15 protein-coding genes are annotated in these 21,520 nt (G+C 65.8%); 7 read left to right on the forward strand and 8 right to left on the reverse strand.

The window, feature by feature from the left end; genetic code table 11:
- Positions 1 to 12 precede the first annotated feature (12 nt).
- Together AC5P9C_RS16095 and AC5P9C_RS16100 are read right to left on the reverse strand one after the other, a co-directional pair.
- On the reverse strand, positions 13 to 1,254 hold the full coding sequence (locus tag AC5P9C_RS16095; RefSeq protein WP_343541392.1) for a dipeptidase: 1,242 nt from the start codon (positions 1,252 to 1,254) through the stop codon (positions 13 to 15).
- A 94-nt stretch (positions 1,255 to 1,348) separates the two neighbouring features.
- Positions 1,349 to 2,518, reverse strand: a complete 1,170-nt coding sequence (locus tag AC5P9C_RS16100; protein WP_057494899.1) for a class I SAM-dependent rRNA methyltransferase — start codon at positions 2,516 to 2,518, stop codon at positions 1,349 to 1,351.
- A 349-nt stretch (positions 2,519 to 2,867) separates the two neighbouring features.
- Here AC5P9C_RS16100 and AC5P9C_RS16105 point away from each other — a divergent pair, with 349 nt between their 5' ends.
- Positions 2,868 to 3,830 carry a TerC family protein gene (locus AC5P9C_RS16105; RefSeq protein ID WP_057494898.1) on the forward strand — a complete coding sequence of 321 codons (963 nt, stop codon included), beginning with the start codon at positions 2,868 to 2,870 and terminating at the stop codon, positions 3,828 to 3,830.
- Positions 3,831 to 3,936: 106 nt separating this feature from the next.
- Entirely contained in the window at positions 3,937 to 4,707 is a 771-nt protein-coding gene (locus tag AC5P9C_RS16110; RefSeq protein ID WP_343541394.1) for a rhomboid family intramembrane serine protease, read from the forward strand.
- A gap of 487 nt (positions 4,708 to 5,194) precedes the next feature.
- Here the strand turns inward: AC5P9C_RS16110 and AC5P9C_RS16115 are convergent, their stop codons facing one another.
- The 6 genes from AC5P9C_RS16115 to rpmH all read right to left on the reverse strand — a co-directional run bounded on the left by AC5P9C_RS16115 (position 5,195) and on the right by rpmH (position 13,019).
- Positions 5,195 to 6,301 carry a glycerophosphodiester phosphodiesterase gene (locus AC5P9C_RS16115; RefSeq protein ID WP_343543198.1) on the reverse strand — a complete coding sequence of 369 codons (1,107 nt, stop codon included), beginning with the start codon at positions 6,299 to 6,301 and terminating at the stop codon, positions 5,195 to 5,197.
- Between the two features lie 159 nt (positions 6,302 to 6,460).
- Positions 6,461 to 7,810 carry a tRNA uridine-5-carboxymethylaminomethyl(34) synthesis GTPase MnmE gene (gene mnmE, locus AC5P9C_RS16120; RefSeq protein WP_343543199.1) on the reverse strand — a complete coding sequence of 450 codons (1,350 nt, stop codon included), beginning with the start codon at positions 7,808 to 7,810 and terminating at the stop codon, positions 6,461 to 6,463.
- A gap of 3 nt (positions 7,811 to 7,813) precedes the next feature.
- Complete coding sequence (locus AC5P9C_RS16125) at positions 7,814 to 10,486, reverse strand: polysaccharide deacetylase family protein (RefSeq protein ID WP_343543200.1); 2,673 nt, start codon at positions 10,484 to 10,486, stop codon at positions 7,814 to 7,816.
- Between the two features lie 177 nt (positions 10,487 to 10,663).
- The gene (gene yidC / locus AC5P9C_RS16130) at positions 10,664 to 12,379 is read right to left on the reverse strand and encodes a membrane protein insertase YidC (RefSeq protein ID WP_049468400.1); all 1,716 of its coding nucleotides are present in this window, start codon (positions 12,377 to 12,379) and stop codon (positions 10,664 to 10,666) included.
- On the reverse strand, positions 12,379 to 12,873 hold the full coding sequence (gene rnpA / locus AC5P9C_RS16135; protein WP_074725861.1) for a ribonuclease P protein component: 495 nt from the start codon (positions 12,871 to 12,873) through the stop codon (positions 12,379 to 12,381). The genes yidC and rnpA overlap by 1 nt, the downstream gene beginning before the upstream one ends.
- A gap of 5 nt (positions 12,874 to 12,878) precedes the next feature.
- Positions 12,879 to 13,019: a 50S ribosomal protein L34 gene (gene rpmH, locus AC5P9C_RS16140; RefSeq protein ID WP_005411729.1), complete on the reverse strand. Its 141-nt coding sequence runs from the start codon at positions 13,017 to 13,019 to the stop codon at positions 12,879 to 12,881.
- Positions 13,020 to 13,274: 255 nt separating this feature from the next.
- Here rpmH and dnaA point away from each other — a divergent pair, with 255 nt between their 5' ends.
- From dnaA to AC5P9C_RS16165, 5 genes are all read left to right on the forward strand, one after another.
- Entirely contained in the window at positions 13,275 to 14,606 is a 1,332-nt protein-coding gene (gene dnaA, locus AC5P9C_RS16145) for a chromosomal replication initiator protein DnaA (protein WP_049468402.1), read from the forward strand.
- A gap of 275 nt (positions 14,607 to 14,881) precedes the next feature.
- On the forward strand, positions 14,882 to 15,982 hold the full coding sequence (gene dnaN / locus AC5P9C_RS16150) for a DNA polymerase III subunit beta (RefSeq protein ID WP_005411731.1): 1,101 nt from the start codon (positions 14,882 to 14,884) through the stop codon (positions 15,980 to 15,982).
- Between the two features lie 950 nt (positions 15,983 to 16,932).
- A complete protein-coding gene (gene recF, locus AC5P9C_RS16155; protein WP_150828582.1) occupies positions 16,933 to 18,027 on the forward strand; it encodes a DNA replication/repair protein RecF in 1,095 nt (364 codons plus the stop codon).
- Between the two features lie 112 nt (positions 18,028 to 18,139).
- Positions 18,140 to 20,599: a DNA topoisomerase (ATP-hydrolyzing) subunit B gene (gene gyrB / locus AC5P9C_RS16160; RefSeq protein WP_049468406.1), complete on the forward strand. Its 2,460-nt coding sequence runs from the start codon at positions 18,140 to 18,142 to the stop codon at positions 20,597 to 20,599.
- A gap of 67 nt (positions 20,600 to 20,666) precedes the next feature.
- Positions 20,667 to 21,512, forward strand: a complete 846-nt coding sequence (locus AC5P9C_RS16165) for a CPBP family intramembrane glutamic endopeptidase (protein WP_049468407.1) — start codon at positions 20,667 to 20,669, stop codon at positions 21,510 to 21,512.
- Positions 21,513 to 21,520: the final 8 nt, after the last annotated feature.

Consider the following 21,520-nt stretch of genomic DNA (forward strand, 5'->3'; position numbering starts at 1 on the left):
ACCGAAGGGCGGTCAACCGCCCTGTTTTGCCGCGTAATCCTGCGCCTGGCGCATCACCCGCAGCAGGTTGCCGCCCCAGATGCCGGCAATCTGCTGCTCGGTATAGCCCTTGCGCAGCAGCCAGGCGGTGATCTTCGGCAGCTGGCTGACATCGGGCAGGTCGCTCAGGCCACCGCCACCATCCCAGTCCAGGCCGATGCCCACGTGCTCGGGGCCGACCACCTTGAGGATGTGCCCGAAGTGGGCGAAGAAATCATCCAGGCTGGCGTGGCGCACCGGGTGCTCGTGGTCCAGTGCCTGCTCGGCCTTCAGCAGGGCAACACCCTGCTCGATGCCCATGCCTTCCCAGCCGCCCAGCTGCCTGCTCAGCGCTTCTTCGGCCTGCTTGCGCTCGGGTGTCTTCGCCGTGTCGATCAGGTAGCCGCCATAGGCGTTCACCTGGATCACGCCGCCGGCCCTGGCCAGCTTGCGCAGGCGCGCGTCGTCGAGATTGCGCGGGTGGTCGTAGACCGCCTTGGCCGAGCTGTGCGACAGCACGAACGGCACCGGCATCATCGCCAGCAGATCGTCGAACACCGCGTCCGAGGCATGCGACTGATCGATCACGATGCCCAGCTTCACGGCCTGTCGCACCAGTTCCTTGCCGGCCGGGCTCAGGCCCTTCCATTCCGCGCCCTTGGGGTCGGTGGCCGAATCGGCGAACTCGTTGTTGGCGAAGTGCACGGTGCTGAGCAGGCGCAGCCCGGCACGGTGGTAGAACGAGAGCAGGCTGGGGTCGTCCACCAGCGGGCTGGCGTTTTCCATGCTGATGTACACCACGCGCTTGCCGGCGGCCTTGATCCGCGCGGCATCATCGGCGGTCAGTGCCAGCGCGAAGCGCTCGGGATTGGCCGCCAGCATTTCGCGGATCTGCATCAACCGCTGCAGGCCATGGTCACGCTCGGCCAGGTGCGCGGCGGCGCTGCGGTCGCCCTGGTCGGTGTAGATCGCCCAGAAGCCGCCATCCAGCGCGCCTTCGACCATGCGCGGGTAATCCACCTGCGAAAGGGCGTTGCGGTCGTGGCGCTGCTCGATGTCAAAACCGGTTCGGCCGAAATTGGCCGGTGTATCCAGATGGCTGTCGAGCGTGACCAGGCGCTGCTGCAGCGCCTTGGCGCGGGCCAGTTCCTCGGCGCTGAACTCGATGGCGTGGGCCGACAGCGGCGCGCACAGCGCCAGGGCGAGCACGACGGACAGGGGGCGCAACGAAGGCATGGGCTCTCACCGGCATTGGGAAGAGCCCGACCATAGCGCTGCGGCCTGCTGATTTGTAGAGCCGAGCGCGGCCCGGCTCTACAGCGTCACGCGGTCAGTCCACCACGCGGCAGAACACGGCCTTCAGGTAACGCGATTCCTGCACGTGGGCCATGAACGGGTGGTCCGGACCGGCGCCGGCGACCTTCAGGATCTGGATCGTGCGGCCGGAGAAATACGCCGCGCGGCGCAGCATGTCGAGGAACTGGTCCTCGGCCACCAGGCCGGTGCAGGAGAACGTGGCGAACAGGCCGCCCGGCTTGACCACGCCCAGCGCCAGCTTGTTCATGTCCAGGTACTTCTTCAGCGCAGTGATGACCTGGTCGCGGTCGCGGGTCATCTTCGCCGGGTCCAGGATCACCACGTCGTACTGCTCACCGCGGTTGGCGGCGTCGCGCAGCCACGGGAAGATGTCGGACTGGATGAACTTCGGGCGTACGTTGTTCAGGCGCGAATTGCCCTTGGCGATCTGGATGACGTCCTCATCGATGTCGATGCCGACCACTTCCGAAGCGCCACGTGCTGCTGCGTACACCGCGAAACCGCCGGTGTTGCAGCACAGGTCCAGTACGCTCTTGCCCTCCACCTGCTGGCTCAGCCATTCGCGGTTCTCGCGCTGGTCGGCGAAGAAGCCGGTCTTGTGTGCACCGGCCGGATCGGCGCGGAACTTGATGCCGTACTCGGTGATCACCGCCGCTTCGGTGGTGGTGTTGCCGTGGAAGTCGAAGCTCTCCTGCTTCTGCACATGCTCGTCGGCGAAGCTGTGGAAGCGGCAGCCGGGGAACTGCTCGCGCAGGGCGTCGTAGATCCATTCGCGGTGGCGGAACATGCCGGCGGCGAAGAACTCGACCACCACCAGGTCGCCGTAGCGATCCACCACCAGGCCGGACAGGCCGTCGCCTTCGCTGTGCACCACGCGCCAGGCATCGGAGACCGCATCGAGCTTCAGCACCTCACGGCGCAGCGACACCGCCTGGGCGATCTTGCGCGAGAACCAGCCGGCATCCACCGGCATGTTCTGGTCGGTTTCAAGGATGCGCACGGCAATGCGCGAGTGCCCGTTGTAGAACCCGCGGCCGATGAATTCGCCATCAATGCCGACCACGTCGACGATGGAACCGGGCTTGGGCCGGACGGTCGGCTTCTCGACCAGTTTCTGGAAGATCCACGGGTGGCTGGAGCGCCACGCATTCTTGAGGCGGACAACGGGAAGGGGGGTATTCATCCACCCATTGTAAACCGGGCGCCGGGGTCAGATCCCCGCAGGGGCTCTGACCCCAGTGTGGTGACGGCCCCGGCGTCGGAGCCCCGTTGGGGTCCGACCCCGGCAAACCGGCATTTGACGGCGGCCCGGCCAGACGGCAGAATCGGCGCCAGAAGGGGAGTAGCTCCCAGACGTTGTCGCCGTCATTTCGAGCCTGCAGGCTCCGGTGCAACGGCAGTTCCAGCCGACTGGAACTGCGAGCGAGACCTTCGCCGCACTGGCGAAGCTCTGTCCCTGGATCCCCTCCCGATCCTCCGTTGCAGATCCTCGCCGTCCGGCCTGGCATTCATCTTTCCAACGGACATTCCCAATGCAGACGATCGGTAACGTGTGGTTGTGGGGCGGCTTCGCGGCGGTGGTGGTCATCGCCCTGCTGGTCGACCTCGTGTTGATGCGCCACGGTGGACCGCACAAGGTCACCTTCAAGGAAGCCCTGTGGTGGTCCATCGGCTGGGTCGTGCTGGCCCTGCTGTTCAATGCGGGCCTCTGGTACTACCTGAATGAGACCGCCGGCCAGGTGGTGGCCAACAAGGTCGGGCTCGAATTCCTGACCGGCTACCTGGTCGAGAAGGCGCTGGCGGTCGACAACATCTTTGTCTTCCTGATGATCATGAGCTACTTCGCGGTGCCGGAGGAGCAGCGCCAGAAGGTGCTGATCATCGGCATCCTGGGCGCGATCGTGCTGCGTACGATCATGATCTTCGCCGGCAGCGTGCTGATCAGCCAGTTCCATTGGCTGCTCTACGTGTTCGGTGCCTTCCTGCTGTTCACCGGCTGGAAGATGTGGTTCGCCGCCGGCCAGGAGCCGGACCTGGAGACCAATCCTGCCCTGCGTTGGATGCGCAGGCACCTGCGCCTGCTGCCGGACTACGCCGGCAACGCGCTGAGCGTGAAGCGCGATGGCGTGCGCTGGTTCACCCCGCTGTTCGCGGTGCTGATCCTGATCGCGGTCACCGACGTGATCTTCGCCGTGGACAGCATCCCGGCGATCTTCGCGATCACCACCGACCCGTTCATCGTGCTCACCTCCAACGTGTTCGCGGTGCTGGGCCTGCGCGCGATGTTCTTCCTGCTGGCCGGCATGGCCGACCGCTTCCACCTGCTGCCGTATGGCCTGGCACTGGTGCTGGGCTTCATCGGCATCAAGATGATGATCATCGACCTGTTCAAGATCCCGACGCCGGTGTCGCTGGGCGTGGTCGCGGTGATCATCGCCGCCACCGTGGTGCTGAGCCTGAAGTACCCGCCGAAGGAAGGCGAAGGCCAGGCCTGAGCCTGACCGGCTGAACAGCGCGGCCGGTGGGATTGTCCCGCCGGCCGCCTCCACTCTCCCGTTGCGGTGGCCTTGGTTTCGCGCCAGCCACCGCCATTGCTGAGGTATGGACAACAACACGCCCCTGCCCGCCGGCGACGTGCCGGCCCCCCGCAATGACCGCTCGCGCATCCTGCGGGCGTTCAATGTCAGCCTGGCGGCCGTGCTGGTGCTGGTGGCCGTGTTCGCCCTGCAGGGCACGTTCGACTGGCAACCGTGGGCGGTCGCGCCGCTGGAAGCCAAGGGCCTGCTCGGCCTGATCGGCGGCCCGATGCTGCATGCCTCGGTCGAGCATATCGCCGCCAACAGCATCGCGATCCTGATCCTCGGCACCCTCGCCGGCAGCGTGTATCCGAAAGCCACCGTGCGTGCCCTGCCCCTGCTGTGGCTGGGTTCGGGCCTCGGCGCGTGGATGCTGGGCAATCCGGGCAGCGTGCACCTGGGCGCCAGTGGCGTCACCCATGGCCTGATGTTCCTGCTGGCCAGCCTCGGCCTGCTGCGCCGCGACCGCGCGGCGATCGCCACCGGCCTGATCGGCATGCTGTTCTATGGCGGCATGCTGATGACCATCCTGCCGCATGCCGATGGCGTGTCCTGGCAGTCGCACATGGGCGGCGCCTTCGCCGGCATCATCGCCGCGCTGCTGTTCCGCAACGCCGACCCGCTGCCGCCGCGCCAGCGTTACAGCTGGGAAGACGAAGAAGAAGACGTCGAGCCTTTGCCCGACGACGAGCTGGAGCCGCCGTCGCCGCAGCGCGTGCCGGTGTTGTGGCAGCCGCGCGAGGGCCAGGACTACGTGGTGATCCCGTTCCGCCGCCCGGACGAACCGCGCGGTTGAAGCGGCGGTAGTGCCGGGCGCTGGCCGGCATCCGGTTGCCGGCCAGCGGCCGGCACTACCGGGAAATTCAGTTCCCCGCCGCGCCCATCCCATGACGAGGCAGAGCCGCTGGCCGACGACGCCGCGCGAGGGCCAGGACCACGTGGTGATTCCATTCCGCCGCCCGGATGAACCGCGCGGTTGAAGCGGCGGTAGTGCCGGCCGCTGGCCGGCAACCTCATGAACCTTCGTTGGCAATCCTCGCGTTGCCGGCCAGCGGCCGGCACTACCGGGAAATTCAGTTCCCCGCCGCGCCCATCCCATGACGAGGCAGAGCCGCTGGCCGACGACGCCGCGCGAGGGCCAGGACTACGAGGTGATCCCGTTCCGCCGCCCGGACGAACCGCGCGGTTGAGGTGGCGGTAGTGCCGGCCGCTGGCCGGCAACCTCATGAACTTTCGTTGGCAATCCTCGCGTTGCCGGCCAGCGGCCGGCACTACCGGGAAATTCAGTTCCCCGCTGCGCCCATTCCATCCACCGCCTGCCGGCCGAGCGCCGGGTCATCGGTGAAGAACGCATCGATGCCCGTCGCCAGGTAAGCGCGCATCTCGGCGATCGATCCCTCGGCATTGCGCGCGCTGTCGGCGCCCTTGCGCAGGTTGCTGGGCTGGAAGTGGTTTTCCGGGCGGAAGGTATACGGAATCACCATCAACCCGGCGGCGTGCGCATCACGTACCAGCGAGGTCGGCGTGCCCAGCGCGCCCTTGGCATCCAGAGGAATGATCGAACGCAGTTCGGGGCCGATGCCATCGGCGTAGCCGGCAATGTCCTTCAGCCCGGCCGGGGTCATCATCTGCGCGTAGGTCAGCGTGCCACCGGCCTTGGCGATGTCGGCCGGCTGGGTATCGCCCTTCCACAGCAGCTGCAGCAGGCGGATGTTGCTGCCGCGGCCGATCTTGCCATGCAGGTAGCGCAGGTTGGCGGTCTCGAACGACTGGATCGTGACCGGGCCGACGTTGGTGTACGCATTGCCGCGCAGCGCAGCCAGCAGTTTGTCTTCCATCGGCAGGCCGATGGACTGGAAGTAGGTCGAGTGCTTGATCTCCGGGACCAGGCCGATGCCGCGGTTGGCACGCCCGGCCTGCTGCACCAGGAAGGCCAGGATCTCGTCCAGGCTGGCGATGCGGAACTGGCCGTCGTAGGCGGTGCTGCGCAGTTCCGGCAGGCGCTCACGGGCGTACAGGGTCTTCAGCTCGGCCAGGGTGAAGTCTTCGGTGAACCAGCCCTCGACCTGCTGCCCATCGATCACCTTGCGGGTGCGGCGGCTGGCGAACTCCGGATGCGAGGCGACGTCGGTGGTGCCACCGATCTCGTTCTCGTGCCGGGCCACCATCACGCCGTCCTTGGTCATCACCAGGTCCGGCTCGATGTAGTCGGCGCCATCGGCGATGGCCTGCGCGTACGACGCCAGGGTGTGCTCGGGCAGCAGCGCGCTTGCCCCGCGATGGCCGTAGACCGACACCTTGGGTGCAGCCGGGGTGGAGGATTCAGCACTCATGGCCACCGATGGTGCCATGGCCAGCGACAACAGCAATGCACAACCCCACGACTTCACTGCGACTTCCCCAAGCGGTATGTGATGGCCGTCAGTATGCGGCGGCAATGTGACAGGTGGGGGAACCGGGGTCGGATCGCCGCAGGGGCTCCGACCCCGTAGCGATCCCGAGGAGCTCGTTCGGCTGGGTTGCCGGCCAGCGGCCGGCACTACCAAGGCCTACTTGCCGATGCAGAAACTCGAGAAGATCCTTCCCAGCAGATCATCGGCACTCATCTGCCCGGTGATCTCACCCAGCGCATCATGCGCCAGCCGCAGTTCCTCGGCGGCCAGTTCCAGGTGCTCGTGCGCCAGCTCGCCATCGGCGCGTTGCGCGTGTTCCTGCGCGCGCTCGATTGCATCCACGTGCCGCGTGCGCGCCGAGAACTCGCCGTCCACCTGCTCCCCTGCACCGGCCGAAGCAATCGAACGCAGGCGCGCGTGCAGATCCTCGAGCCCGGCACCGGTGGCGGCCGAGACGAACACGCGGTCCGGATCGTCCAGCGACGGCAACGCCGCCAGCAGGTCCGACTTGTTGTGGATGTAGACCTTGTGCGGCACCGACGCCACGGCCTCGCCCAGCGCGGCTTCGCCGGCCGCCGGATCGCGCGCATCCAGCACGATCAGCGCCAGGTCGGTGCGCTCGATTTCCACGTGGGCGCGGCGCATGCCTTCGCGTTCGATGGCATCGCCGCCGTCGCGCAGGCCAGCGGTGTCGACCAGGGTCAGCTCCAGGCCATCCAGGCGGATGGTTTCGCGCAGGGTGTCGCGGGTGGTGCCGGCGATGTCGGTGACGATGGCACGCTCGCTGCCGGCCAGCGCATTGAGCAATGAACTCTTTCCGGCATTGGGCGGACCGACCAGCACCGCATGCAGGCCATCGCGCAGGCGGCGACCGCGTTCGGCATCGCGGCGCAGCAGGGCCAGATCACTGCGGGCCTGTTCCAGCCCACGCCGCACCTGTGCGCCACCGAGCGTATCCAGCGGTTCGTCGGCAAAGTCGATGGCCGCTTCGACGTGGATGCGCAGCAGCACCAGCTGCTCGACCACGGCCTCGATGCGGCGCGAGAACACGCCGTCCAGCGAGCGTCGTGCAGCGCGCGCGGCACGGTTGTCGCCGGCGGCGATCAGGTCGGCGATGGCCTCGGCCTGGGCCAGGTCCAGCTTGCCGTTGAGGAACGCCCGTTCACTGAACTCTCCCGGCCGCGCCTGGCGCGCGCCGAGCGCGATGCAGCGCGCGACCAGCTGCTGCAGCAGCACCGGGCTGCCATGGCCCTGCAGTTCCACCACCTCTTCGCCGGTGAAGCTGTTCGGTGCCGGGAACCACAGCACGATGCCATCGTCGATAACCTCGCCGTCGGCATCACGCAGGCGCGCGTAGTGCGCGTGGCGCGGGCGCAGCGCAGGTGCACCCAGCGCGTGGGCGATGGCCGCGGCACGCGGACCGGACAGGCGCAGCAGGCCGACGCCGCCAGCGCCGGGCGCGCTGGCGATGGCGACGATGGTGTCGGTGTGGATCGCCTCGTTCATCGCTCAGAGTTTCTCCAGCTGCGCGCGCGCCTGGGCCGCACCGCTGCCCTGCGGCTGCAGTGCCAGGTAGGTGGTGTAGGCCTGCCTGGCCTTGGCCTTGTCGCCGGCGTTGAAGTAGGCATCGCCCAGGTTCAGGTGGGCCACGGCGCGCGACGGGTCGATCTTCAGGGTGTTCTCCAGCCAGCGCGCCGCTTCGGCATAGCGCTGCTGGCGGTAGTAGACGAAGCCGAGGTTGTTGGCCGCCTGGGCAAAATCAGGACGCAGCTTCAGCGCTTCGGTGAACTGCGCGGCCGCCTCGTCGTACTGCTTCTCGCGATACAGCTGCAGGCCACGGTCGTTGGCCTGCTGCGCGCGCTGGCGGTCGGAGGCCGGACCGGCGGTGGGCACCACCAGCTTGGCCTTGCCGCCCTGCAGGTCAGCCACGGTCACCGGTGCCTGGCTGTCCTTGGCCTCGCTGGCAGCATCCACCTTGTTGTTCAACGCGATCGCATCGGCGGTCAGCTGGCGTGTGCCGGCGTTGAGGAATTCCTGGCTGTCCGGCACCTGGAACACGAACTCGCCGCCCTGCGAACCGGGCAGGCTGCCGAAGGCCGGGGTCTGGTGCGAGACCGCCGACACGGCCGGCGCCACATAGGCGGCCAGCTCGGTACCGGTGATCAGGCCGTCGCCGTTGAGGTCCCCCTTGCCGGCCAGTGCCTGCAGCAGCACCCAGGTGAACACCGAGTGGCCGTTCGGGCCGGCGTCGGCCACCTGCTGGTCGGCACCACCGGCGGTCAGCATCTGCCGCGCGCTGCGACGCGCGTTCTCGCGCAGGAACGATGAGGACGAGGGGCCACCGCGGGTCAGGCCCAGGCCGCTGTAGCAGGCGTCCATCACGAACATCACGTGCTTGGCCTGCATGCTCTCGGCGATGTTCTGGATGTCGGTCATCGCGATGGCGTCGGTGGCGAATTCCTTCGGATCCGAATCGACCGGGATGATGTAGCCGAGATCGCGCCCGGAGGCCAGCTGGCGGGTCGCGCCATGGCCGGCGAAGAACACGAACACGCGGTCGTTCCTGCCGGTGCGGTCATCGGCCAGGCGGTCGTGGAACGCGGCCAGGATGTTGTTGCGGGTGGCCTGCTCGTTCTTCAGCACGATCACCTGCGAGGACGGGAAGCCGAACTGCCCGGTGAGGGTATCGGCCACCGCCTGCGCGTCATGGCTGGCGTACTCCAGCTTCGGCCATTTGGCGTAGTTGTCGATGCCGACCACGATCGCCCACGACTTCTCGTAGCCGGTGGTGACGGTGGCGGCACCGGCATCGCCCTTGCGCGCACGGGCGACAGTGAAGTCGCGGCCGTTCCAGCCGGCGAACTGGTAGCCATCGGCGATCAGCCGGTCGAGGATCTGCGGCAGTGCCTTCACTGCACGATCGTGGATGTCGTGGAACAGGATGATGCCGCGCTGTTCCTTGTTCACCTGGTCCAGCACGCGCTGCACGATCGACTCCGGCACCGGGTCGGCCCAGTCCATCGAGTCGATGTTCCACATGATCGACTTCAGCCCGGCCTCGTTGAGCAGCTGCAGGCCTTCAGCATTGCGCGCGCCATACGGGAAGCGGAACAGCGGCGCGCGCTTGCTGTCGACGTCCTTCAGCAGCGTGTCGGTGTCGAGCACCTGCTGGCGCAGCGCGTCGCCGGTGGTGCGCGACAGCTGGGCGTGGGTCAGGCTGTGGTTGCCCACCGCATAGCCTTCTTCCATCAGGTTGCGGCTGATCTTCGCCATCGGCCCGAGGCTGACCTTGCCATCGGCCTCGACCTTGCCCAGGTTGCGGCCCACCTCGAAGAACACGCCCGGCACGTCGTAGCGCTTGAGGATGGCCACTACTTCGTCGGTGTAGGCCTTGTGCGGGCCATCGTCGAAGGTCAGCACCACCGTCTTGGCCGGCAGGTCGCGGCCGAAGATCTCACGGTCGCTGTCCTTCATCGACATCGGGTAGGGCTCGATCACCCCGTAGTCGCGCAGGATCGCTTCGCGGCTGTAGTCCTTGTGCAGGTGGGCGATGTAATCGTCCCACTTCTCGCGCTTGAGCTCGATGGCGCGGGTGCGCTCGAAGCGGCTGAAGATGCGGGTCAGTTCCTGGTTGTAGTTGCGCTCGATCTCATCGAGCGCTTCCAGGTCCTCGCCGATGCGCTGGTGCAGCTTCACCGCCGGCAGCGAGGAATCGGTACCGACGCGCTCATGCAGATCACGCAGCACTTCGCGGAAGGCCAGGCGGTCGGCGTCGAACAGCTCCGGCGCGGACTCGATGTAGTCCAGCACGGTGCCGAGCGTGGCGAAGCGTTGCGGGCTGGCGCCGCGCAGCAGCGTGTCGAACTGCGCGGCGATGGCCGTGCGCTGTTCCAGGCCATCGTGGAACAGCTGCTGGCCCACGCGCGTGGAAGTGCCGCGGTCGGCGGCCGACTGCTGCGCCTCGTCGGCCAGCAGCACGATGATCCGGCGGTAGCCGTCGAGCTGTTTCTGCAGGGCCGCCAGCAACGGTGCGGCCGCGGGATCGGCGGCGGCCGCGGCCCGCGCGCTCGCCTGGGTGACGGTGGTCGCCGGCGCCTTCGCGTCCTGGTCGCCACAGCCGGCAACAACCAGGGTCAACAACAGCGAGGGCAGGAACAGGCGGAACGACGACGCGCGCGGCATGGCGGACTCGAAGGTGGGAGGAACGGTGTGCAGGCGATTCTAACGCCGCATGCGAAAAGCCCGCCTTGCGGCGGGCTTCTCGCGTCGATCGGGGCGGTAGAGTCGACTGTTAGTCGACTGCTCGTCCGCCAGTCGACTAACAGTCGACTCTACAAAGCAGGTGACCTGCGGTCGGGATTACTTCTTCTTGACCGGGGCCGGCGCGGTGGTGGCCGCAACCGGCTCGCCGCCATGGCGCTTGGTCATCCACCACTGCTGCAGCAGGCCCAGGCCGCCGTTGACCACCCAGTACAGGACCAGGCCGGACGGCATGAAGGCCATCATGACGCCGAACACCAGCGGCATGAACTGCATCATCTTCTGCTGCATCGGGTCCATGCCCGGCGCCGGGGTCAGCTTCTGGGTGAACCACATCACCGCCACGTTGATCACCGGCAGGATGAAGTACGGGTCGCGTGCGGTCAGGTCCTGGATCCAGCCGAACCAGGGCGCCTGGCGCAGTTCGACCGATTCCACCAGCACCCAGTACAGGGCGAAGAAGATCGGCATCTGGATGAGGATCGGCAGGCAGCCGCCCATCGGATTGATCTTTTCCTTCTTGTACAGCTCCATCATCGCGGTCTGGAACTTCTGGCGGTCATCGCCATAGCGTTCCTTCAACTGCGCGATGCGCGGCTGGAAACGACGCATCTTCGCGCCGCTCTTGTACTGGGTCGCCGACAGCGGGTACAGCACCAGCTTCAGCAGCACCACCAGGCCGACAATCGCCCAGCCCCAGTTGCCGACCAGCTTGTGCACCTGGTTCAGCACCCAGAACAGGCCCTGGCCGATCACCGCCATCATCGAGAAGCGGCTGTAGTCGACCACGCGGTCCAGGCCCGGCACGTCTTCCTTGGCGATCAGGTTGACCAGCTTCGGGCCGACCCACAGGCGGGCCTCGGTGCTGGTGGACTGGCCCGGGGCCAGGGTGAAGGCCGGGCCACGCGCTTCGATCAGGTCACGACCGGCCACCTGCGACAGCACGTAGTGCGCGGTCTGGTCCTTCTGCGGAATCCAGGCGGTGAAGAAGTGGTGCTGCAGCATCGCCAGCCAGCCGCCGGTGATGTTCTGGTTCAGCGTGCCGTCTTCCAGGTAGTCCTTGAACGCACGACGCTGGTACTTCTTGTCGTTGTCGTACCAGGTGGCGCCGTTGAAGCTGAAGGAATCCGGGTTGGTCATGCTCCGCGACAGGATGGTCGGGGTACGGTCCAGGGTGCGGTAGACGTAACCGTTCCACGGTGCGGTGCCGGCGTTGCTGACTTCGTCCTTGAAGCGCACGGCGTACTCGTTGCGCGAGACGGTCAGGGTGCGCTTGATGGTCACGCCGTTGTCAGCGGTCCACACGAACGGGATCTGCAGCTCGTTCTGGCCCTTGGCCAGCACGAAGTCCTTGGTGTCGCCCACCAGCTTGAAGCCGTCAGCGCCGGGAACCGGGGTGTTCTTGTCCTCGCTGGCCCAACCACTGATCGCGCTGTACGGATGCGCGGGGTCCTCGGTCAGCAGGCGTACCGGCGGGCTGCCTTCGTCCTTGGTCTGCGGGAACTGCAGCAGCTCGGCGTCGAGCACGCGGCCGCCATCGAGCACCAGGCGCAGCACGTCAGTGGTGACGGTCACGCGCTGGCTGGCCGGGGTCGCGCTGGCCTGCGCCTGCACCGCCGCCTGGCCGGGGGCACCCGGGACCTGGGCACTGGGAATGCTGCCCGGGGTCGCGCCCGGAACGCTCTGCGCGGCGGCCGGGGCCGACGTGGTCGTCGGTGCCGGGGTGGGGGCAGCCTTTTCACGGCTCCACTCCATCCACAGCAGCACGGCTACCATCAGCCAGGCAAAAATGAGGAATACGCGGGTCTGGTTCATCAGCGGACAGGCTCGGCGGGGCCGGGACGCGATGCCGGCTCGGTCAAAGAAGGAGTTGCGATGCCATCAGGCGGCGGCATTGTGCCGTCCACGCCCGGCGCGGGCAATGCACGCAGGCGACGCAGCAGGCGCAGGAAGGCCTGGCGGATCTCGTCGTTGCTGGCGGAACGCGCAGCACTACGGGCCACGACGACGAAGTCGCCTGGCTGGATTTCGGTACGTGTCTGACGCAGGATGTCGCGCAGGACGCGCTTGATCCGGTTACGCCCCACGGCGTTCGGATCGACCTTGCGGGAAACCGCCAGACCCAGCCTGGCCGGCCGGTCAGCCGGCAGCCAGTGCAGGGTCATCAGCGGATCGGACACACGGCGGGCGCCGTTGAAGACCGTTGAATATTCGGCACGCGTGCGAACCCGCGCAGAGCGAGGGAATCGCTTGCGCGGGTCTGCAGTATTCACTGTCGAAGGGATTGCGTCTGCCGCGAGGTGCGGCATGGCAATCAGGCGCTCAGGACTTTGCGGCCCTTGGCGCGGCGACGCGACAGGATCTTGCGGCCGTCAGCGGTCTTCATACGGGCACGGAAGCCGTGGTCGCGCTTACGCTTGAGGTTGCTGGGCTGGTAGGTGCGCTTCGTGGCCATTGGGGGCCTCTCGTATGAATGGGACGGAAAGAACCGGAAATTCTAGAGAGGTACCCTGCCCCGCGTCAAGCCCTGACAGCTACGCGAATTCACCGGGCTGTGCAATAGCTGTGGATGTTTTTGTGAATAAGTAGGGGACAAGCATTCCGAAGGCGGGCGCTCGGTGGTAGTCTGAGCCATCCATTTCCCCCCTTTCCGGCCTGTGTCTGGGCGCCTTGTCGCGTCCATGCCCCGGCCACCGGACGATTATTGCTGATGGATGCCTGGTCCCGTAGTCTCGAGCGCCTTGAAGCGGAGTTCCCGCCGGAAGACGTTCACACCTGGTTGAAGCCGCTGCAGGCCGATCTGCGCGCGGACAGCCTGGTGCTGTATGCACCGAATGCCTTCATCGTCGATCAGGTACGCGAGCTGTACCTGGCCCGTATCCGCGAGCTGCTGGCCCATTTCGCCGGCTTCAGCGACGTTTTTCTTGAAATCGGCTCGCGCCCACGGCCGGTGGAAGCGCAGAACGCGGCCGTTTCCGCGCCGTCGGCGCACATCGCCAGTGAGCCGCAGGTGCCGTTCGCCGGCAATCTGGACAGCCACTACACGTTCGCCAACTTCGTTGAAGGCCGCAGCAACCAGCTGGGTCTGGCCGCCGCCTTCCAGGCAGCGCAGAAACCGGGCGATCGCGCGCACAACCCGCTGCTGCTGTACGGAGGCACCGGCCTGGGCAAGACCCACCTGATGTTCGCCGCCGGCAACGCCATGCGCCAGGCCAATCCAGGTGCGAAGGTGCTGTACCTGCGTTCGGAACAGTTCTTCAGCGCGATGATCCGGGCCCTGCAGGAAAAGACCATGGATCAGTTCAAGCGCCAGTTCCAGCAGGTCGACGCGCTGCTGATCGATGACATCCAGTTCTTCGCCGGCAAGGACCGCACGCAGGAAGAGTTCTTCCACACCTTCAACGCGTTGTTCGATGGCAAGCAGCAGATCATCCTGACCTGCGATCGCTATCCACGCGAAGTCGAGGGCCTGGAAGCGCGCCTGAAGTCGCGTCTTGCCTGGGGCCTGTCGGTCGCGATCGAACCGCCGGACTTCGAGACCCGCGCCGCGATCGTGCTGGCCAAGGCACGCGAACGTGGTGCAGAGATTCCCGATGATGTTGCGTTCCTGATCGCCAAGAAGATGCGCTCCAACGTGCGCGACCTCGAAGGCGCGCTGAATACCCTGACCGCCCGCGCCAACTTCACCGGCCGCGCGATCACCACCGAGTTCGCCCAGGAAACCCTGCGCGACCTGCTGCGCGCCCAGCAGCAGGCGATCAGCATTCCCAACATCCAGAAAACCGTTGCCGACTACTACGGCCTGCAGATCAAGGATCTGCTGTCGAAGCGTCGGACCCGCTCGCTGGCCCGCCCCCGTCAGGTCGCCATGGCGCTGACCAAGGAACTGACCGAGCACAGCCTGCCCGAGATCGGCGACGCCTTTGCCGGTCGCGATCACACCACAGTGCTGCATGCCTGCCGCCAGATCCGGACCCTGATGGAAACCGACGGCAAGCTCCGTGAGGACTGGGACAAGCTGATCCGGAAGCTGAGCGAATGATGCACGGATGCCGATGAGGCGTCATCGCACAAAACGGTGCAGAATCCGGTAGCAAGCGCGGGACACGTTGTGGATAAAAATGCCGTTTGAAATCGCAGCAGATTTATCCACAGCTTTCCCCACCCCTTGGGGGTCGGTAATGCAGAGGGTTTCGAGGTCTGAAATACCTTTAATTACAAAGACTTAGCATTGTTTTCCAGCGATTCTGTCTCTACCAGCACCACCAAGCTTTTGATTTATTCCACATTTTTTAAAGCATAGGGGCACGGAACCACATGCGTTTCACACTGCAGCGCGAAGCCTTTCTCAAGCCGTTGGCACAGGTCGTCAACGTGGTCGAACGCCGCCAGACCCTTCCGGTTCTGGCCAATTTCCTGGTCCAGGTGCAGAACGGCCAGCTGTCGCTGACCGGTACCGACCTGGAAGTGGAGATGGTGTCGCGGATCGCGGTTGAAGATGCCCAGGACGGCGAAACCACCATTCCCGCCCGCAAGCTGTTCGAGATCATCCGCGCCCTGCCCGACGGCAGCCGGATCACCGTCTCGCAGACCGGTGACAAGATCACCGTGCAGGCCGGTCGCAGCCGTTTCACCCTGGCCACGCTGCCTTCGAACGACTTCCCGTCGGTGGATGAAGTGGAAGCCACCGAGCGCGTCGCCATCGGCGAAGCGACCCTGAAGGAGCTGATCGAGCGCACCGCGTTCGCAATGGCGCAGCAGGACGTGCGCTATTACCTCAACGGCCTGCTGTTCGACCTGCGCGGGGATGCGCTGCGCACCGTGGCGACCGATGGCCATCGCCTGGCACTGTGTGAAACCGATCTGGCCAAGCCGAGCGGTTCCAAGCGCCAGATCATCGTGCCGCGCAAGGGCGTGACCGAACTGCAGCGCCTGCTGGAAAGCGGCGATCGCGAGATCGAGCTGGAAGTCGGCCGCAGCCACGTCCGCGTCAAGCGCGACGATGTCACCTTTACCTCCAAGCTGATCGACGGTCGCTTCCCGGATTACGAAGCGGTGATCCCGATCGGTGCCGACCGCGAAGTGAAGGTCGATCGCGAGGCGCTGCGCGCGTCGCTGCAACGTGCGGCGATCCTCTCCAACGAGAAGTACCGCGGCATCCGCGTGGAAGTCTCGCCGGGCAACCTGAAGATCAGTGCGCACAACCCGGAACAGGAAGAGGCGCAGGAAGAGATCGAAGCCGACACCACCGTCAGCGACCTGGCGATTGGCTTCAACGTGAACTACCTGCTGGATGCCCTTTCGGCCCTGCGCGATGAGGAAGTCATCATCCAGCTGCGCGATTCCAACTCTTCGGCCCTGGTACGTGAATCCAGCAGCGAGAAATCGCGCCACGTGGTGATGCCGCTGCGGCTCTGACAGCGGTCCTGTTCCACGTGGAACCAGACGACGCCCGGGATATTCCCGGGCGTTTTTTTTGGTTCCACGTGGAGCATCGAAACGTGCTTCCGCTGCGCCGGTCTGTGTGGCCGGTTTATCGAGCTTCGGATCGGAGTGAAACAGGCGGTAGGTGTCCCAGGCAATCGCTTGCCCCTGGCCAGGACTCCGGTTCGTCGGACGGCCGCCCGATCAGGAACTCAGTGCTCTTTCCTCAGCCGGTCGGGTTTCCCAGCGGAAGGCGCTGACGCAGGTGAAGGCAGCCGACATCGCGGTGCTCGCGCCTCTGCGAAACGACCCTGTCCACAGGCTGCATTTCCGGCAGATCGGGGCTCGCCTAGCTTCTAAATCTGGGTATAAATCTAAAGCATGGTGGTGATGGTAGCGCCAGATCTGGTGGAAAAACAGGCTATGTTTATGATTTAAAAGATCTTTTTAGGGCTGAAACCCCCTGTATATAGGCCCCAGAGCCTGGGGGGGAACCTGTGGATAGTTTCGAGGCCGGGGCAAAGTCGCTTTTTTATCCACAGATTGCCCATACCTTGTGTATAAGTCATACAGTGCAGCTGTGGACAGCGTGAAACGATCGGCGCGAATTTCTTGAAATCTGTGGAACCCTCCAGGACCTTGGGCCTCAGATTTGAAGCAATCTGCAGGAACGGTCGCCGGCTCTCCGTCCGTTATCACGAACCGCTCTCCGTAGACGCGCTGATTTCGCTGAAATCTGGGCGGCTGCTCCCGCCATCGCGGTGCAGAATTGAAGGATTTCGAGGCAAACCGCGACGCCATTGCCGCCACGTGGAGCAGGGCATCGTTGTGGACTGCCCCGCTCCACGCGGTACGTGGTGCCATCGGCCCCGGCTTGACCGATGCAGTAAGCTGATGGATTCCCCGCCCCTCTACCGCCCCGTGCGGATGGTCTTTCGCGCCCCATGCTTATCCGCCGCCTCGCCTTGCACCAACTGCGTCGCTTCAGTGCGGTGGACCTTTCGCCCCAGCCGGGACTGAACCTGCTGACTGGCGACAACGGTGCCGGCAAGACCAGCGTGCTGGAGGCCCTGCATCTGATGGCGTACGGGCGGAGCTTCCGAGGCCGGGTACGCGATGGTCTGGTGCGCCAGGGCCAGGAAGCCCTGGAAATCTTCGTCGAATGGGACGAACAACGCGCGAACCACCCGCCGCACCGCCGGAAGGCCGGCCTGCGCCACAGTGGCCAGGACTGGAAGGGACGATTGGACGGTGAGGACGTGGCCCAGTTGGGCAATCTATGCGCAGCGCTGGCCGTCGTGACGTTCGAGCCCGGCAGCCACGCGCTGGTCAGCGGAGGCGGTGAACCCCGTCGCCGTTTCCTCGATTGGGGCTTGTTCCACGTGGAACCTGATTTCCTGTCCCTGTGGCGCCGCTATTCTCGTGCGCTGAAGCAGCGCAACGCCCTGCTCAAGCAAGGCGGGCCGCCACGGATGCTCGATACCTGGGATCATGAGCTCGCCGAGGCCGGAGAACCTCTGACCAGTCGTCGCCAGCACTACCTGGAGCGCTTGCAGCAGCGCACCGTGGCGCTGGCTGCCAGCCTGGCGCCGCAGCTCGGCATCCAGGGCCTGGAACTCAGTGCGGGGTGGCGTCGGCATGAGCTTCCTCTGGCCGATGCCCTGCTTCTGGCCCGGGAACGTGACCGCCAGGCCGGTTACACCTCGGTCGGGCCGCACCGGGCCGACTGGAGCGTCGATTTCCACAGCATTCCCGGTCGTGACGCGCTCTCTCGCGGCCAGGCCAAGCTGACGGCATTGGCGTGCCTGCTGGCACAGGCCGAGGACTACGCGGAGCAGCGCGGCGAGTGGCCGGTGATTGCCCTCGACGATCTGGCTTCGGAGCTGGATCGGACCCACCAGGCGCGGGTACTGGAGCGCCTGCTCAGCGGACCGGCACAGATCTTTGTCACTGCCACCGAAACCCCGGCAGCGCTGCAGGAGCTGACCCATATTGCCCGGTTCCACGTGGAACATGCACAGATCGTGGCTGTGCCATAGTGGGCACACCAGGGCCGCTCGACCCCGGCTGGTATAATTCGGGTTGCAATCCTTTCATTCTCGGCACATCGCTCCTGGCGGTGGCCGACCTGCGGAGCCTACGGCAAGCGCAATGAGCGACGAACAGAACACCCCGGCAAACAACGGCAATTACGACGCCAACAGCATTACCGCCCTGGAAGGCCTGGAGGCTGTCCGCAAGCGTCCCGGCATGTACATCGGTGACGTGCATGACGGCACCGGTCTGCACCATATGGTGTTCGAGGTCGTCGACAACTCGATCGACGAAGCGCTGGCCGGCCACGCCGACCACGTTGCAGTGACCATCCACGCCGACGGCTCGGTTTCGGTATCCGACAACGGTCGCGGTATCCCGACCGGCAAGCACGAGCAGATGAGTGCCAAGCTGGGCCGCGAGGTGTCCGCCGCCGAAGTGGTGATGACCGTCCTGCACGCGGGTGGCAAGTTCGACGACAACAGCTACAAGGTGTCCGGCGGCCTGCACGGCGTCGGCGTCAGCGTGGTCAACGCGCTGTCGCAGAAGCTGCTGGTGGATGTTTTCCAGAACGGCTTCCACTACCAGCAGGAATTCAGCAACGGCGCCGCCGTGACCGCACTGGCCAAGCTGGAAACCACCACCAAGCGCGGCACCACCGTGCGCTTCTGGCCGTCGACCGTTGCGTTCCACGACAACGTGGAATTCCACTACGACATCCTGGCCCGTCGCCTGCGCGAGCTGTCGTTCCTGAACTCCGGCGTCAAGATCGTCCTCGCCGACGAGCGCGGTGATGGCCGTCGCGACGACTTCCACTACGAAGGCGGCATCCGCAGCTTCGTGGAGCACCTGGCCCAGCTGAAGACCCCGCTGCATCCGAACGTCATCTCGGTCACCGGCGAGCACAACGGCATCGTCGTGGATGTGGCGCTGCAGTGGACCGACTCCTACCAGGAGACGATGTACTGCTTCACCAACAACATTCCGCAGAAGGACGGCGGCACCCACCTCGCCGGTTTCCGCGGTGCGCTGACCCGCGTGCTCAACAACTACATCGAGCAGAACGGCATCGCCAAGCAGGCCAAGATCAACCTGACCGGCGACGACATGCGCGAAGGCATGATCGCGGTGCTGTCGGTGAAAGTGCCGGACCCGAGCTTCTCCAGCCAGACCAAGGAAAAGCTGGTCAGCTCCGACGTGCGCCCGGCAGTGGAAAACGCCTTCGGTGCACGCCTGGAAGAGTTCCTGCAGGAAAACCCCAACGAAGCCAAGGCGATCGCCGGCAAGATCGTTGACGCCGCGCGTGCACGTGAAGCCGCGCGCAAGGCCCGCGACCTGACCCGCCGCAAGGGCGCACTGGACATCGCCGGCCTGCCGGGCAAGCTGGCCGACTGCCAGGAAAAGGATCCGGCGCTGTCCGAACTGTTCATCGTCGAGGGTGACTCGGCAGGTGGCTCGGCCAAGCAGGGCCGCAACCGAAAGAACCAGGCCGTGCTGCCGCTGCGCGGCAAGATCCTCAACGTGGAACGTGCCCGCTTCGACCGCATGCTGTCCTCCGACCAGGTCGGTACGCTGATCACTGCGCTGGGCACCGGCATCGGCCGTGACGAGTACAACCCGGACAAGCTGCGCTACCACAAGATCATCATCATGACCGACGCCGACGTCGACGGCGCCCACATCCGCACCCTGCTGCTGACGTTCTTCTACCGTCAGATGCCGGAGCTGATCGAACGCGGTTACGTCTACATCGGCCTGCCGCCGCTGTACAAGATCAAGCAGGGCAAGCAGGAGCTGTACCTGAAGGACGACCCCGCGCTGGACAGCTACCTGGCCAGCAGTGCGGTGGAAAACGCCACGCTGGTGCCGGCCACCGGCGAACCAGGCATCGAAGGCCTGGCGCTGGAAAAACTGCTGCTGGCCTACGCCGCCGCGCAGGATTCGATCGAGCGCAACGCCCACCGTTACGACCGCAACCTGCTCGAGGCGCTGGTTGATTTCGTGCCGATGGACATGGAGAGCCTGCGCAGTGCCGGCGACGGCGAAGGCCTGGATGCACTGGCCAAGCGCCTCAACCAGGGCAGCCTGGGCAGCCCGCGCTTCAGCCTGGAGCTGCAGGAAGCCAACGATGAGCGTCCGGCCGCCGTGCTGGTGACCCGTCGCCACATGGGCGAGCAGCACATCCAGGTGCTGCCGATGTCGGCGTTCGAGAGTGGTGAACTGCGCGCCATCCACCAGGCGTCGAAGCTGCTGCACGGCCTGGTCCGCGAGGGCGCGACGATTTCCCGCGGCGCCAAGTCGATCGAAGTCGACAGCTTTGCCAAGGCGCAGAGCTGGCTGCTCGAGGAAGCCAAGCGCGGTCGCCAGATCCAGCGATTCAAGGGTCTGGGTGAAATGAATCCGGAGCAGCTGTGGGACACCACCGTGAATCCGGAAACCCGTCGGCTGTTGCAGGTGCGCATCGAAGACGCCGTCGCAGCTGACCAGATCTTCAGCACCCTGATGGGCGATGTCGTCGAGCCGCGTCGCGATTTCATCGAAGACAATGCGCTGAAGGTCGCCAACCTGGATATCTGACACAATCGGCAGCCGGCCGGTGCGCGGGGAGGCGCACCGGTCTCTGTCCCTTGAACGCAGGTATCTGATGTCCGTTTCCGCCCCGGCTTCCGCTCCGCCTCCGGTTCCGCCCGCGTCTGTCCCGCCGCGTGCCGTGGCCCCGCTGGCAGGTTTCTTCATCGACCTGGGTATTGCCGCGATCACCCTGATCGGCCTGAGCATGGTCAGTGGCCTGTTCTGGGGCTTCTACCGCGCGATCATGGTCAGCCGTGCCAATGCGGATGCCAACGGCGGCGCGCTGTCGCCGGATGCCGTCGGCGCAGTGGTCGGCCAGCCCGGCGCCCTGGCGCAGATCCTGATGGCGTTGATCGCTACCGGCGGCGCGGCACTGCTGCTGTACTTCTGGCGGCGTCCGGCGAGCGTCACTGAACGCCAGGCCTCACGGCAGGCGCTGCTGAAACCGTCCACGTGGGGGTGGACCCTGCTGGTGGCGACCCTGATCGTGCTCGGCAGCAACGGCATCGCCTTCCTCTCCAGGCAGTTCGGGATCGAGCCGGTGCCGACCAACGTGGAACTGATGCAGAGCGCGATCGCGCGCTTCCCGCTGTTCCTGGTGCTGTTTGCGGTGATCCTTGCGCCGGCGTACGAAGAACTGCTGTTCCGCCGCGTCCTGTTCGGGCGCCTGTGGCAGGCCGGCCGCCCCTGGCTGGGCCTGGTCCTCAGCAGCCTGGCCTTCGCGCTGGTCCATGAAGTGCCCGGTGTCAGCAAGAACTCGCTGCTGGGCATGGCGCAGCTGTGGCTGGTGTACGGCGGCATGGGCGCCGCCTTCTGCTGGCTGTACCGACGTACCGGCACCCTGTGGGCCGCCATCGCCGCGCATGCGCTGAACAACGCGGTGGCGCTGGCCGCAATGGTGTTCCTGGGGTCAACGTAACGCTGTGC

The organism is Stenotrophomonas sp. YJH_SMC_10 (genome assembly GCF_059371555.1).